The 15,153-nt window shown below is 51.3% G+C and carries 13 protein-coding genes and 2 riboswitches; of the genes, 11 read left to right on the top strand and 2 right to left on the bottom strand.

Going from position 1 to position 15,153, the window contains the following annotated elements; translation table 11 throughout:
* Positions 1-73 precede the first annotated feature (73 nt).
* A complete protein-coding gene (locus GT019_RS10055; RefSeq protein ID WP_407945074.1) occupies positions 74-811 on the top strand; it encodes an HAD family hydrolase in 738 nt (245 codons plus the stop codon).
* A 65-nt stretch (positions 812-876) separates the two neighbouring features.
* Here the strand turns inward: GT019_RS10055 and GT019_RS10050 are convergent, their stop codons facing one another.
* The gene (locus GT019_RS10050; protein ID WP_161743020.1) at positions 877-2,265 is read right to left on the bottom strand and encodes an NAD-dependent epimerase/dehydratase family protein; all 1,389 of its coding nucleotides are present in this window, start codon (positions 2,263-2,265) and stop codon (positions 877-879) included.
* Between the two features lie 51 nt (positions 2,266-2,316).
* Entirely contained in the window at positions 2,317-3,201 is an 885-nt protein-coding gene (galU, locus tag GT019_RS10045; protein ID WP_161743019.1) for a UTP--glucose-1-phosphate uridylyltransferase GalU, read from the bottom strand.
* A 238-nt stretch (positions 3,202-3,439) separates the two neighbouring features.
* Positions 3,440-3,526, top strand: a riboswitch (cyclic di-GMP riboswitch).
* Between the two features lie 83 nt (positions 3,527-3,609).
* Positions 3,610-3,694, top strand: a riboswitch (cyclic di-GMP riboswitch).
* A gap of 81 nt (positions 3,695-3,775) precedes the next feature.
* Here galU and GT019_RS10040 point away from each other — a divergent pair.
* From GT019_RS10040 to GT019_RS09995, 10 genes are all read left to right on the top strand, one after another.
* Positions 3,776-5,152: a glycosyl hydrolase family 28-related protein gene (locus GT019_RS10040; protein WP_161743018.1), complete on the top strand. Its 1,377-nt coding sequence runs from the start codon at positions 3,776-3,778 to the stop codon at positions 5,150-5,152.
* Between the two features lie 273 nt (positions 5,153-5,425).
* On the top strand, positions 5,426-6,439 hold the full coding sequence (locus GT019_RS10035; protein ID WP_161743017.1) for a polysaccharide deacetylase family protein: 1,014 nt from the start codon (positions 5,426-5,428) through the stop codon (positions 6,437-6,439).
* Between the two features lie 120 nt (positions 6,440-6,559).
* Positions 6,560-7,570: a polysaccharide deacetylase family protein gene (locus GT019_RS10030; RefSeq protein ID WP_161743016.1), complete on the top strand. Its 1,011-nt coding sequence runs from the start codon at positions 6,560-6,562 to the stop codon at positions 7,568-7,570.
* A 34-nt stretch (positions 7,571-7,604) separates the two neighbouring features.
* Positions 7,605-8,225, top strand: coding sequence for a YveK family protein (locus tag GT019_RS10025; protein ID WP_161743015.1), 621 nt, complete (start codon positions 7,605-7,607; stop codon positions 8,223-8,225).
* Between the two features lie 66 nt (positions 8,226-8,291).
* Positions 8,292-9,293 (top strand): Gfo/Idh/MocA family protein, encoded by a 1,002-nt coding sequence (locus GT019_RS10020; RefSeq protein ID WP_161743014.1) that lies wholly within the window; start codon positions 8,292-8,294, stop codon positions 9,291-9,293.
* 37 nt (positions 9,294-9,330) lie between these two features.
* Positions 9,331-10,668, top strand: coding sequence for a nucleotide sugar dehydrogenase (locus GT019_RS10015; protein ID WP_161743013.1), 1,338 nt, complete (start codon positions 9,331-9,333; stop codon positions 10,666-10,668).
* Positions 10,669-10,685: 17 nt separating this feature from the next.
* Positions 10,686-11,273: an acyltransferase gene (locus GT019_RS10010; protein WP_161743012.1), complete on the top strand. Its 588-nt coding sequence runs from the start codon at positions 10,686-10,688 to the stop codon at positions 11,271-11,273.
* Positions 11,270-12,373 (top strand): DegT/DnrJ/EryC1/StrS family aminotransferase, encoded by a 1,104-nt coding sequence (locus GT019_RS10005; protein WP_161743011.1) that lies wholly within the window; start codon positions 11,270-11,272, stop codon positions 12,371-12,373. The genes GT019_RS10010 and GT019_RS10005 overlap by 4 nt, the downstream gene beginning before the upstream one ends.
* A 34-nt stretch (positions 12,374-12,407) precedes the next feature.
* Positions 12,408-13,703 (top strand): lipopolysaccharide biosynthesis protein, encoded by a 1,296-nt coding sequence (locus GT019_RS10000; protein ID WP_161743010.1) that lies wholly within the window; start codon positions 12,408-12,410, stop codon positions 13,701-13,703.
* Between the two features lie 40 nt (positions 13,704-13,743).
* Positions 13,744-15,150: a polysaccharide deacetylase family protein gene (locus tag GT019_RS09995; RefSeq protein WP_161743009.1), complete on the top strand. Its 1,407-nt coding sequence runs from the start codon at positions 13,744-13,746 to the stop codon at positions 15,148-15,150.
* Positions 15,151-15,153: the final 3 nt, after the last annotated feature.

Here is a 15,153-nt window from a genome sequence, read left to right as displayed (position 1 = left end):
AGTGGATAGGGAAACGACCGAGAAGCTACCAACGGGACCATAACGATCCGAATCCATACGCGGGAGATGCAGCATGATGAGACGAGAAGAGGCGCGACGGGCCGTGTTTTTCGACGTGGACGACACGCTGTACGATCATTTGATTCCGTTCCGCAAGGCGGTGGAACAAGCGGCGGGCGGACAGCGCGCCTTGGGGGACTTTCCGTTCGCGGCGGCCTATCTGCGCCTTCGCTACCATAGCGACATGCTGTCGCTCGAGCTCGGCGGCGCGGGCGCCATGGAAGCGGGAGCGGCGACGGATTACATGCGGATGCGCCGTTTCCAACTGACGCTGGCCGAATTCGGCATCCCGCTGACCGACGCGCAGGCGGAAGCGATGCAGGCCGCCTACATCGGCTGCCAGTACGACATCGCGATGTTCGACGGCGCGCGCGAGCTGCTGGAAGAGCTGGCGCGCGCAGGCTGGGTCGTCGGCCTGATCACGAACGGCGCGCCGCGGCACCAGCGAAGCAAGATCGAAGCGATGCGGCTGGACGAGCTGATTCCGCGGGAACGGCAGCTCATCTCCGGCTCGCTTGGCTGGGACAAGCCGGACGCTCGCGTCTTCCGGCATGCCAACGAGCTGACGGGCACGCTGCCTGAGAACAGCGTCTATGTCGGCGATTCTTGGCGCAACGACGTGGTCGGCGCCCTCGAGGCCGGCTGGCGCGTCGTCTGGTTCAACCACCGCCGGGCGGAACGCGAGTCGGCGCACGAGCCGACGTTCGAGGCGAGCAGTTACGCGGAGCTGCGGGAGCTGTTGATGCGCTGAAGCGATGAAAAAACGCCCCGTACCTGCCATCTGGAGGTACGAGGCGTTTTTCGGTGTCGTCTCAGCTATTGCAACGCGTATTCATGAACGAGTTTTGCGTAATAGCGATCTTCCTCGGTCAGTACTTGCGAAGCAACGCCATTTAATTTAAGTCGTTCCACCACGATAGCCGCATCGTAGACGGTCGCGTTCGATAACAAAATAAATAATCTGCCGTCTTCCGTCAGACCGAGATAATCCGAATCGCGCAGCAGGTTATTGACGTTCTCCAACAGACTAGGGCTGTTCATGATTTGACTGTCGAGCGACAAGAGCGAAAACGCCGTATTGAACTTTTGTTTCGCGCGCTCCCTGGACCGGATGACGGCATGAAAAACATCGGGCTTCAATACCGGAACGCCTTCCAAATAGTTAGTGCCTTGACTCAAATACAGGCTGCGGATGTTGCGGGAGAGGGAACTGTTGATGAGGTCGTTTTGAATGGAGGCCTCGTCCAGCAGCGTTGTTTCTTTCGCGTTTCCATGCCCTTTTTGCGGAACGGGCGTTGCGTTTGCAAACCATGCATAGGTCCGATTGAGTCCGTCGGTCAGATTGAATTGCGGCTCCCAATCCAACGAAGTTTTAACAAGCGAATTATCGAGCGTCGAGCGGTCGATATCGCCTATGCGAGGCGCCGTATATGTAACGGAAGCGATAGGCTGGAGACCGGAAAGGATAGCGATCAATTGATTCACGGAACTTTCCGTATTGGTCGACAGATTCATGACGCCGGTCGCATTCGACTGGCAAGCCCGGTAAATGGCATCGGCGACGTCCTCCACGTAGATAAAATCCCGCGTCTGCTCGCCAGTGCCGTAGACGAACAACTCCTTGCCGTCGCGAAGGCGTTCCATGAAAATCGAAATGACCCCCCCTTCCCCGATCGATCCCTGCCTTGGGCCGTACACATTGGCGAATCTGAAGCAAAGCGTGTTTAATTGATAGATTTCGCTCCATTTCTCGCAATAGTATTCGCCAAGCAATTTATTGATGCCGTATGGAGAGACGGGCTGGCACGGCACGTCTTCGGATAACGGAATATTTTCGTTCAGGCCGTAGACGGCGGCGGAAGAAGCGAATACGAGCTTGGATATCTTGTATTTTGCCGCCAGCTGCAGGATGTTGGTAAGGCCGAGAATGTTGGATTTCGTATCGGCGTACGGATTTTCCATCGAAGTGACGACATTCACTTGCGCCGCCAGATGTACGATAACGTCGACCTTGTGATTTTGGAATATGGTTTCGCATATGGGGCTTTCGACGTCGGCGATATACGAAATATGCCGGAAGCTGCAGTTTTTCACGTTTCCGGATACGAGATTGTCGATAATAATGACTTCATGCCCTTCATTGGCGAATTTCTCCGCAACGAAAGAACCGATAAAACCATACCCGCCCGTAACTAATATTTTCATTCGGTTTCACCTCTCTGGAAGTTCGTCATAAACTAGCATTATGCACGCCTGCTAGCTTATTGCGTTCATGTGTTTCGCTACGGTTTTTTGGAGATAGGACAAGACGTCGCTCTTCAGCTCGTCGTTCCGAAGCGCAAATTCGATCATGGTCTCGATGAATCCCAGTTTCTCGCCGACATCGTAACGCGTTCCTTGAAACTCGTAAGCATAGACGGCTTCGGCCATATTCAAAGTCGATATAGCATCGGTTAATTGTATTTCTCCTCCGGCGCCGCTAGATTGGTTTTCGAGAATGTCGAAAATCCGCGGCGTCAGGATGTAACGGCCCAGAATGGCGAGATTCGAGGGGGCCTCCGCTATAGACGGCTTTTCAACCAAACGGGTCACTCGCGTGACGTTCTTCTCGACAAGCGTGCCGTCGAGAATCCCGTAACGGGAGACGAATTCGTTCGGTACCGGCTGTACGCCGATAACCGAGACCCGGTATCTTTCATATAAGTCGATCAGCTGTTGAAGACAGGGCTTCTCCGAAACGACGATATCGTCGCCGAGCAGCACGGCAAAAGGTTCGTTGCCGATGAATTTTCGCGCGCACCAAATCGCATGGCCAAGGCCCTTCGGTTCTTTTTGGCGGATGTAATGGATATCGGCCATATGCGTGGAACGCTGCACTTCTTCCAGAAGCGTCAGCTTGCCTTTTTCTTTTAGATTCTTCTCGAGTTCGAAGGAATTGTCGAAATGATCCTCGATGGCCCGTTTGCCTTTGCCGGTAACGATGATGATATCCTCGATCCCGGATGCCACGGCCTCTTCGACGATATATTGAATGGTAGGTTTATCTACGATCGGAAGCATTTCTTTCGGCATTGCTTTGGTCGCCGGCAAAAAGCGCGTACCCAGTCCCGCTGCAGGTATGATAGCTTTTTTGATTCTCACGCGGATTTCCTCTCTGGAAAAGATGATTAAAAACGAGCTTCAACTATAGGTCCGTGAAAGAAGGGTGAAAAAGGACCTATAAAAAGAATCATATAGGTTTAGCGTATTGATGTAAACTACAAAAAGCGCCATTTTTTGTAAAGTCATATAGTAGAAAAGAATTATGTTGTAATTTGAAAAAGCTCATGCTATTATCCTAGTAAGAACTGACAAGAATTACTAATTTCATATACCTGATATGTCGAAAAGGCAAACCGCGCGAAAGTGCGGGACGCAAAACTACAGGGGCTTCGCGGGATCACCCGCATGCCAGCCAGTTTCCAAAACTTTTCAGGTTCTGTAAAAGAACCTATGACATGATGCGTAGGTTCTTTTTTTGTATTCAATCACGCACGAATTAAATGGTAACGACGATAATGGCAAACCATGCGAAAGCATGGGACGCAAAGCTACAGGGGCTAATTGGGTAACCAGATGCCAGCCAGTTTCCGAATTGTTTCCAGGAACCGTAAAGGGAGATCCTGAAACAGGGTCTCTCTTTTTTTTTATTCTTAATTCCACGGAGGTATGAAGAATGAAAAGTTCGATTAAGAAAATGACAGTACTATTCGCGGCTATCGCACTGGTGAGCTTCGGATTTGCGAATATCTTCTCTGCTAAAGCGTTTGCTTCCAGCAAAACCATAAACGTAAAAGAAATGGGCGCCAAAGGGGACGGCCGCACGGACGATACGGCAGCGATTCAAAAAGCGCTGGATCAAGGCTCCCGCACTAGCGCTACCGTATACTTTCCAAGCGGAACCTATTCCGTAAATCCGAGCAAAACGTTGTCGGTAAACGGCAATACGAAAGTTCAAGGTGCCGGTTCGGGCACGGTAATCAAAGCAAGCAGCGGCAGCTTCGGTTGGGAATTGGTGCGGGTCTACGGTCAAAATGTGGACATCAGCAGCATCAGCTTGGACGGCAACAAACAAGTGAATCGCGTGTTGGTCGTTAACGGCGGATCGTCCTCGATTCGGGTCTCGGGCGTAAACGTCATGAACGCTTCCGAAAGCAAGGATCCAAGCAGCGATTACTATTCGGCGGTCGTAGCCGGGATATTGGTTTACGGGAATACTTCCAAAGTAACGATCGACAATGTAGACGTACATGATATTTACTCGATCAACAAGGTCGACGGCAGCCTGGTGGCAAGAGGCATCTACGTGACGACGACGTGGAACGCAAAGGAAACGGCTGCAAAGAATTTGACCATTACGAACTCGCACATCCATCACATCGGCCCGGCGGATGACGGCGACGGCATTTATTACGAAGACCCTAATCTTGATAACAACATGGGACAAGATACGAATAGCGTCATCTCCAATAATACTTTCGACAACTGCGCGAAGCGCGCGATCAAGATCTACGCGCAAGGCGTTAAAGTAACCAATAACCACATCACCAATTCGTATAATAAATCCAACTATTATCAAGGAACCAATAAAGGGCAGCTTGCTCCGGACATGTTCTCCGCAATCAGCGTTTACGGGGATAACAATACGATTTCGAACAACCAGATCGACGGTATCGGCAGTTACTATGCGGCGATTGAAGTGAGCGCGTCCCAAACGCTCAAGAACATTACAATAATTAATAACACCATTATCATGGGTCAAAGCAGCAATATTGGAGGAACTACGGCAATTCGACTCGGAAACATCAGCAATTTCAACATCAGTTCCAACAAAATCATAAACGGGGAACGCGGAATCTGGACTTGGCAAAATGCCGAACAAGGCGTGATCAACGGGAACAACATCTCCATGGTACAAGGCGGCGGAATCGATTTGTCCACTTATCTGGCTGGCGCCGTACAACGAAACATTACTTGCAAAAACAATGCGATCACGGCAAAGAATTTCTCCGTGCTGACCGCGCGCTCGAACGTGAACGTGGTATTGCTGTAAATTAGAACTTATAATCTATTAATCAAAGCGGGACTATCGTCATGATAGTCCCGCTTTTTGTTTCGCATTCGGCAGGTTGAAACGCGATGAATAGGCCTGCGTAGCGCCGGTTACAAAAAAAGATTCATAAAATATTATAATGCTTCTCAAATATTGGCGATTAATGTGTTAAAATGGCGAATGGAAGGATATCCATATTCTGATAGCGGAAATGGTTCTTTGTACCTGTTCGGCTGATTGTAGGCCGGATTTCGGGAGTTCTTGGGGGGACATATGAAAGAGGCAATCGTGAGAGTAATCCCATTTCATGCTGCGCAGTTATCGTTTCTGCCGAAACGTTTGTTCCCGTCTTATCACTTGGTGAGCGACGAGGACGTCTTGCATGTCAAACATTTGTATAAATATAAAAGAATCGATGCGTTCAAAAGAGATATCGAATTGTTGGAAAAGAACTATCGGTTGCTATCATTGGATGAATATATTCGAATGGACAAAGAGAATCGGAAAGTCAAACAGCCTGTTTGCCTGCTAAGTTTCGACGATGGAATGAGAGAAGTCTACGATGTGATTTATCCGATCCTAAGGAGCCGCGGCATCCCGGCCGTCTTCTTTTTGAACAGTGCTTTCGTCAATAATAAAACGATGTTTTATCGGCATCAGGCGAGTCTGTTGATTGAGCGCTTCTATCAGCTGGAAAATTCGGTCTCTGAGCGAAAACTGGCCGAAATCATCAATGAGATCAATCGGCGGTCTGCCAAATATGGGCGGAAAGCTACAAGAGGACAACTGAAACCGTTTCTACTGTCCATTTCTTATCGGGATAAAGCCTTGCTGGATGAGCTGGGGACGATACTGGAGGTGGATTATCAAGCCTATTTGCATACGAACAAGCCGTTCATGGACGAGCTCCAAATCAAGGAATTGTTGAATAACGGATACGACATCGGCAGTCATAGCGTGGATCATCCGCTCTACAGCGAGCTTTCAACGGAGGAGCAGGTCGACCAAACCTTGACTTGCATGCAAGAGTTGGAAGCGATGTTCGGGATCCGGAGTCATGCGTTCGCGTTTCCGTTTAACGACCGAGGGGTAAACAAAGCCTTTTTTGACCGCATCAACGAAAGCATGAAGAAGACGTTCGGGACGGACGGATTCAAGAAAGACGAGATTGTTTACAATATTCAGCGGATTTGTTTGGACGAGGAGCCGGGGAGAAGCCGAATCATCAAACAAGGACTTCGGTATGTACTCGAATTAATTAAGGGAGCGCACCAAATTCGGAGATAGCCGCTCGGAGCTAATTTCTTTCCGGTAAATCGAGCTAGTATTGAAAGATAGGTAATAGTATACTGTTCAACAGATTCAGTGTTGATTTATGTAGAATTATGAAGATATATAAGATGAGGGTTGATACCAATAATACCAATACATAGTGGTGTTTTTGTGATATCTCTTGATTTTGAATTGTTTTGGGGCGTTAGGGATATTTACAAATTAGCACACTACAAACGGAAATTGTCGCTTGAAAGAAAGATCGTGCCGCAAATGCTGGAGCTGTTTTCCAAAAACGGCATTCACGCCTCCTGGGCGACTGTCGGGCTGCTCTTTTTTTACACGAAAGACGAGATGCTGGAAAGTTTGCCAAGCTCGTTACCCGATTACTCGGATTCCAATCTATCTCCTTATCGGCAAATCAAGGATGTCGTCGGACAGAACGAACAAGACGACCCTTATCACTTCGCGCCTTCCCTTATTCGCTTGATTCAAGAAACGAATGACCAGCGTGTCTCCACGCATACCTTCTCTCATTATTATTGTAAAGAAGACGGGCAACGCCAAGAGGAATTTTCCGAAGACTTAAGAGCCGCGGTAAGCATTGCCGATAAACGGGGCATCCCGATAGAAAGCATCGTCTTCCCGCGAAACCAAATTAATCCTGCGTACTTGCAAGAAATCCATCGGCATGGAATCATGGCGTATCGCGGGAATCAACCGCATTGGTTATACCGCAACGGCTACAGCACGAATGATCCGTTGTACCTAAGAGCGTTCCGGTTATTGGATACGTACTTCAATTTCTCGGGACACCATGTATATGCGCTGGATATGCAGGACAAGTCCTTGCCCGTAAACGTGCCGGCCAGCCATTTTTTTCGGCCCTATTCCCGCAAGCTGAGATGGATCGAACGCTTCAGGCTGCGGAGGATCTTGAAGAGCATGACGGAAGCGGCCAAAACAAATACGATGTATCATCTGTGGTGGCATCCATACAACCTTGCGGATGATCCCGTTCCTAATATGTCCGCTCTGATGAAAATCATCAATCATTATCGCGATTTAAACCGAAAATACGGAATGGTCAGCATGAATATGGAGGAAGTCAGCGAGTATATACGAACGGCGAGCGATTCGCGGTGATTAGGCAATTCAAACTATATCGGGGTGACATTAGGTGGATATCGATTATTTAATCAAAGCAATCAGCCGGCATATCATTGCGGTTATTATCATTCTCGTCGTTTGTGTCGGAGGCGGGTTTCTGATCAATACCTTTTCCGCGCCGCAGTATCGCGCCACGGCTACTCTGGTGGCCAACATGGGCACCGTCGGGGCGACAAGCGATAACAAATACAACGATTACCTTGCGAGCCAACTGCTCACGAAGACCTACGAGGATACGATTCAAAGCCATCAAATCGCCGAGGAAGCTAAAAAAATGCTCTCCACGTCGCTTACGGCATCGCAGCTGCTTCAAAAAATCCAGGTTAGAACCGACCCGGGCACGCTCGTCGTATTGTTGTACGTCACGGACGACAACCCTAAGGACGCGGTTGCGATCGCGAACGCTTTTGCCACGTCCTTCGTCAATAAATCCAAAGAAATCGTCCATAATTCCAACGTCACGGTCCTCGATCTTGCCAACTTTGAAGAAACGGCCGTTCCGGTTAGTCCGAAGAAGAAATTCAATCTGGCCATTTCGTTGTTTATCGGCTTGTTTTTGTCGCTCAGCGTCTCGCTCTACCTCGAGAAAAAGAGAGAAAGAAAAAAAGAAAAGAGCAGACTTTCGGCCTAATCCTGAACGACACGGCCAGACCAAGCGCGTCATCTAGAACGAAAAAGATAGGACTGATCTCAGGATATGAAATATTTTGCCATCGTTGGATGCGGACATATCGCCAATAAGCATATCGAGGCTATCGCCCGGACCGAAGGTGCGGAGCTTCTGGCGTTATGCGATACGAACCAAGCCAGATTGGACGATCTTCGAGCCGTAACGACTGCCAAGCTGTATACCGATATGGCGGCGATGCTTCAAGCAGAGCCACGAATCGACGTCATCTGCATCTGCACGCCGAGCGGCTTGCACGCTTCCCTCGCGATCCAAGCCGCGCAGGCGGGCAAGCATTTGATTATTGAAAAGCCGATCTCGCTGACGCTAGCCGATGCCGATGCCATTATCGAAGCGGTCGCAAGCAGCGGCGTCAAAGCCGCCGTCGTCCACCCCAATCGCTATCGCCCGGCCATGAAACAATTAAAACGCGCGCTGGAAGAAGAGAACTTCGGGAAATTGAGCCATGTGAATGCCACGGTCAGATGGAATCGCAATCAAGCTTATTACGACCAAGCCCCGTGGCGCGGCACGAAGCTGATGGATGGCGGCGTGCTGATGAACCAAGCGATTCACAATCTCGACCTTCTGCTGTGGCTCTTCGGCCCGGTGGCCAAAGTGAAATCGATCGTGGATACCAGGATCAGGGATATCGAAGCGGAAGACGTGGCGGTCGCGGCCTTGAAGTTCGAATCCGGCGCCTTGGGAACGGTCGAGGCGGCGACGACGATTTTCGATAAGAATCTCGAGGAGTCGATCGGCGTATTCGGCGAATACGGTTATGCGATCGTGGGAGGAAAGACGGCTAATTGGATTAAAGAGTGGAAGAGTTCGAAAATGACGCAGGATCAAATCGAAAGTCTGATTCGGGATATCGAGCATGACCCGTTCGGAGTTTCGGGGCATCAGTGCATCATCGAAGATATGGTACGCGCGATCGACGAAGGACGCAGCCCGGCGGTTACGGTCGAAGACGGGAAAAGGGCGATTCAGTTGGTCATTGATATCGTAGACGACGGTTATATCGGGTAATGAGAGAGCGATCGATAACGCAATATGGGAGGTAGACATGCTGAACGAAACCTTGCAAACACAGGAACTTAGCGCCGGATTAATTGAAAAGCTAAAGAATAAGGAAGCGATCATCGGCGTGATCGGATTAGGATACGTCGGTCTGCCGCTGGCGGTCGAGAAAGCGAAGGCAGGGTATCGCGTCATCGGATTCGACGTGCAGCAGCAGAAGATCGATATGGTGAACAGCGGTTATAACTATATCGGCGATGTCGTGGACGCGGACCTTCGGGGCATGGTGGAGAGCGGGCAGTTGCGGGCTACGGCGGACTATTCGTTTATCAGCGAAGTCGATGCCGTGGCGATTTGCGTGCCGACGCCGCTTGATATTTACCAGCAGCCGGATACGAGCTACGTTCAAAATTCGACGCGCGAAATTTCGAGATTCCTGCACAAAGGAATGCTGGTCGTGTTGGAGAGCACGACATATCCCGGCACCACGGAAGAGCTGGTCAAGCCCATCTTGGAGGCGACCGGGTTGAAATGCGGGGAGGACTTCTTCCTTGCTTATTCGCCGGAACGCGTCGACCCGGGCAACAAGACCTACAATACCAAGAATACGCCGAAGGTTGTCGGAGGCATAACGGCTGCCTGCTCCAGAGTGGCAGTCACGTTGTACGGCCAGGTGTTGGACGGCGACGTTCACGTGGTTTCAAGTCCGTCCGTGGCGGAAATGGAGAAAATATACGAAAACACGTTCCGTCATATCAATATCGCGTTAGCGAATGAAATGGCGATTCTTTGCAGCAGAATGGGCATCAACGTGTGGGAAGTCATCGATGCGGCAAAGTCGAAGCCTTACGGATTCATGGCCTTCTATCCGGGACCGGGGCTTGGCGGACACTGCATTCCGATCGATCCGTTCTACTTGACATGGAAGGCGCGGGAATTCAACTATCATACGCGATTGATAGAGCTTGCCGGGGAAATCAATAATTCCATGCCCGAATTCGTCGTGCAAAAAATCGCGGAAATACTGAATGTGGACAAGAAATCGATCAATGGCTCCGTCGTCTATCTGCTCGGCGTTGCCTACAAGAAGGACATCGACGATTATCGGGAATCGCCGGTTTTGAAAATCATCGAGCTGCTGGAAGAGCGCGGAGCGACCGTCCTGCTCAGCGATACGCATATCGATAAATTCAAATATCGCCAGAAGCAGTACGAATGCATCGAGCTGACGGAAGAAAGCTTGTCCATGGCGGATATCGCCGTCATTACGACGGATCATACGAGGTTCGACTACGAGTTGATCGGCCGTTCCGACAGGAGCGTATTCGATACGCGGAATGCCATGAAGGAACATACGAAACCGGAACGATATTTCTTGCTATAACAGGGAGCTGCTACTAAATGACGTACACTGCACATGCCTCGGCTTATATCGATGAAGGCGCTCAGATCGGCGAAGGCACGAAAATTTGGCATTTTTCGCATGTTTCCCCGAAGGCCGTAATCGGAAGAAACTGCAGCCTGGGGCAAAATGTATTTGTCGCGAATCACGTAACGGTCGGCAACGGCGTTAAAATTCAAAACAACGTGTCCATCTACGAGGGCGTGGAGTTGGAAGACTATGTGTTTTGCGGGCCGAGCATGGTATTTACGAACGTAAGAACGCCCCGTTCGGCCTTCCCTAGAAACACGAGCGACGATTATTATAAAACGATCGTGAAGCGAGGGGCGTCCATCGGCGCGAATGCCACGGTAGTGTGCGGCGTCACGATCGGCGAATGGGCGTTCATCGCGGCAGGCGCGGTCGTGAACCGGGATGCGCTGCCGTATGGCCTGTATGCGGGCGTGCCGGCAAAACGCATGGGCTGGGTATGCGAATGCGGCAGCACGCTCGCCTTCCAAGAGCACGCCGCAAGTTGCAAGGATTGCGGCCGCGAATATACGATCGACCAAGAAAACGTGCGAAAACGACCGGAGGAATCGCAATGAAAAGAATTCCCGTGCTGGATCTCAGCTATGAAATCAGTGAATTGAAGCCGCAGTTAATGGATGCCTTTGCGTCGGTTCTGGATAACGGGGCCTTTATCATGGGACCCAACGTCAAAAGCTTCGAGAACGAGGTGGCCGAGTATTTGGGCGTCAAGCACGCCATCGCGCTGAATTCCGGAACGGATGCGCTCGTGATCGCGCTGTTGGCCGCGGGCATCGGAGAAGGGGATGAGGTCATCACGACCCCGTTCACGTTCTTCGCGACGGCCGAAGCCATCAGCCAAGTAAGGGCTACGCCCGTGTTCGTGGATGTGGAACCTCAGAGCTATAACATGGATCTCGATCAACTCGAAGCCGCGATTACGCCGAGAACGAAGGCGATCATTCCCGTTCATTTGTTCGGACATGCCGTCGAGATGACCCGTTTGATGGAGATTGCGGACCGACGCGGGTTGCTCGTGGTCGAGGACGTGGCGCAAGCGTTCGGCGCGGACTGCGAAGGCCGGAAAGTCGGGACGATCGGCCATCTGGGCTGTTATTCCTTCTTCCCTACCAAAAACCTGGGTGCCTATGGAGACGGCGGATTGCTGGTGACCAACGATTCCGCATTCGCGGAGAAAGCATCGATGCTGCGCGTCCATGGATCGAAGAAAAAATATTATAACGAGCTGATCGGGTTCAACTCCCGTCTGGATGAATTGCAGGCCGCGATCCTGCGGATCAAGCTGCCGCGGATCGATGAGTGGAATGCCGGCAGAAGAAAAGCCGCGGCGACGTACAAAGAGCTACTGGGCAGCGTCGGGGAAATCGTACTGCCGATCGAAGCGCCTTATGCCAAGCATGTTTTTCACCAGTATACGATCCGGATACTGAACGGCAAACGGCAAGCGTTGCAGGAGAAGCTCGAAGCCGCGGGCGTCAGTACGATGGTGTACTATCCCGTACCCGTTCACAAGCTGCCGATATACCAAGCGTTGGAAGTGACGATGCCGACGGCGGAAAGCTTGGCCGAGGAAGTCATCTCGCTGCCGATTTGGCCGCAGATCGAGCCCGCTATCCAAGCCTACGTGGCAAATAAAATCATCGAAGCGCTGCAATAGGCTCGCGATGTTCAACTTTTCGAAGAAAATTACGGTGGATAAGCTGCTGCGGAACATACTGCTTCTTGCCAGCGGAACCGCGATAAGCCAAGTGATCATCTTGGCGACGCTGCCGATCCTGACCCGGATGTATACCCCGTCGGATTATGGCGCGTACGCCGTATATACGTCGATCGTATCGATCCTGCTCGTCTTGGTTTCCTTATCTTATGAAAACGCGATTGCGCTCCCGGAGGACGATCGGACCGCTTCCAACGTATTAAGCCTTTCGTTGCGAATATGCGTCGTCGTGAGCGTGATCAGCGGAATCGGCATTGTTTTATTGTCCGGTCCTTTATCGAAGTGGCTGGGGGAGCCGGGTTTGGGCAAGTATGCCTTCTACATCGTGCTTAGCCTGCTAGGAACGGGCTTCTATCAAATCCTGAATTTTTGGTCCGTCCGCAAAAAATACTTCAAACCGCTCTCGAGAACGAAGCTTACGCAAAGCATCGGCCAAGTGACCGCTCAGCTCGGGCTCTTCTTCGCCAATCTTGGCCCGATCGGTCTGATTGTCGGGGACATTATCGGCCGATTCGGGGGATTGATTCCGCAATGGAGGCTTTGGCGCTCGGACGTGAAGGCGCAGGCGCTCGCGACCAACTGGGAGGATTTGAAGGAAAGCGCCTATCGATACCGGAGATTTCCGTTGTTGTCGACGGGATCCAATGTGCTCAACAGCATCGGTCTTTATCTGCCAACGATTCTATTGGCGGCTTTCTACGGTCCCCAGGTTGCGGGATGCTTCGCGCTTGGCCAGCGCATTCTCGGCTCGCCGATGACGCTGATCATGACATCGGTACGGCAGGTCTACCTCTCGGAATCCTCCGATCATATGAATCATAATCCCGACAAGCTGTATCGACTCTTTCGAAAAACGGTAATCAACATGTTTCTCTTCGGCTTGGTCGTCATCGCGGTCTTTTTTATCTTCGCTCCCTCCTTATTCACGTATTTACTGGGAAGCACATGGGCGCAGGCCGGCGTCTTTCTTCGAATACTTTCCATCATGTATTTGAGCCAATTCGTTGCGAACTCGGTGGGAACGACCATCGATGTCATGGAGCGTCAAGATCTTCATCTATTCCGGGAGATCGTCCGTACGATTCTCATTCTCGGTTCTCTGTTGGCGGCGCATTATACCCACCGGTCGTCCGAGGTCGCGATCTGGATATTCAGCATGGCTGCCACGCTGGGGTATGTCTTGCATCTCGGATTGTCTTGGACCGCCGTGAAGAGATACAAAGGGAACCCGGTGACGGCAGCGCATTCCGCTGCTTCGCCCGAATCATGATGAGAACGGGATCACGTCAAGGACAGGAGATATGAATTGCATGACCATGCTGATCATACGGTCCCCGCAGTCGCGCGAGCCGGAAAGACGATACATCTATCGAGTGGTTTTCGAAGAGTTTCTCGGGCTGCCTTACGAGGTCCAATTCGAAAATCGGCCGGATATCCGCATTGAAATGGCTGCGAATACGGGCGCGATTACGTTGGCGGATGTTTTCCTGGGGTCGGACGAGGCCTCTTGGCTTCAACCGTCCTCCATGCCCGTGCTGCCGCTCGACAGAGTGGACCAGGGGCATTCGGATAAGGAGAAACTTCCGGTATTGTACGGACAGCGCGACTCGAGCACGGGAACGTACATCCGCGAAACCGACCGGGACGTTTATTGCGGAATCGATTTGTTCGGCGGGGCGTTCTTCATGTTGACCCGCTACGAGGAGATCGTCAACGACGAACGCGGTCGGCACGACCGCTTCGAAGCGCAGCAATCCATTGCATCCAAAGCGGATTTTCTCGATCGGCCCATCGTCAACGAGTACGTAGAGCTGTTATGGTCATGGCTGCATGGATTGTGGCCGGCCTTGGCGCGCAAACAACGCGAGACCCGGTTGATCGTCAGCCATGACGTGGATTTTCCGTTCTATTCGAGCAGGCGAAGCTTGTTCAGCATCGCCAAGGAAAGCATCGCGGACGTGATTCGCAGGTCGTCGCCGGCGACCGGGTTGAAGAAGGCCAGGATGTTATGGAACCGCAGCAAAACCGCTCACGATCCGTTCAATACGTTTGAATGGCTCATGGACATCAGCGAACAAGCGGGTATCCGGAGCGCGTTTTATTTTATATGCGAGGATACCGGGGCCAAGCTCGACGGCAATTATTCCATATACGAAGATCGCATTCAGCAGCTTATGCGGGACATGCACAAGAGAGGCCATGAAATCGGATTGCATCCGACGATCGATACATACATGGACCGGGACCGTATCCGATTTCAATTCAACGAACTGCTGAAGGCGGCCTCGGCGAACGATATTCATCAGCAGGCTTGGGGCGGAAGACAGCATTACTTGAAATGGAAAGCGCCGTTCACGTGGCAGCATTGGGAGGACGCCGGGCTTCAGTACGACAGCACGCTATCCTATGCGGACCGGGTAGGATTCCGCTGCGGCACATGCTACGAATACCCGGTTTTTAACGTGCTCACGCGAACGCCGCTCAAGCTGCGGGAGAGACCGCTGATCGTCATGGAACAATCGATTCTGGACAAGGCTTATATGGCTATGGATAACAATCAAATATTCGATTTCATAGCTTCTTATTACGATCGATGCAAGGAGTTTAACGGCGATTTTACGCTGTTGTGGCATAACAGCCAATTGATGAAGCCATTCGAGCGTTTCGTGTATCGGCAGGTCGTGGAGTATCATACAGCCAATAGTGGCAGAAGGTGAAAA

Source organism: Paenibacillus glycinis, from assembly GCF_009909185.1.
GTDB lineage: Bacteria > Bacillota > Bacilli > Paenibacillales > Paenibacillaceae > Paenibacillus_Z > Paenibacillus_Z glycinis.
Note: the sequence above shows the minus strand (reverse complement) of the source record. Positions and strands in the feature narration are given on the sequence as shown.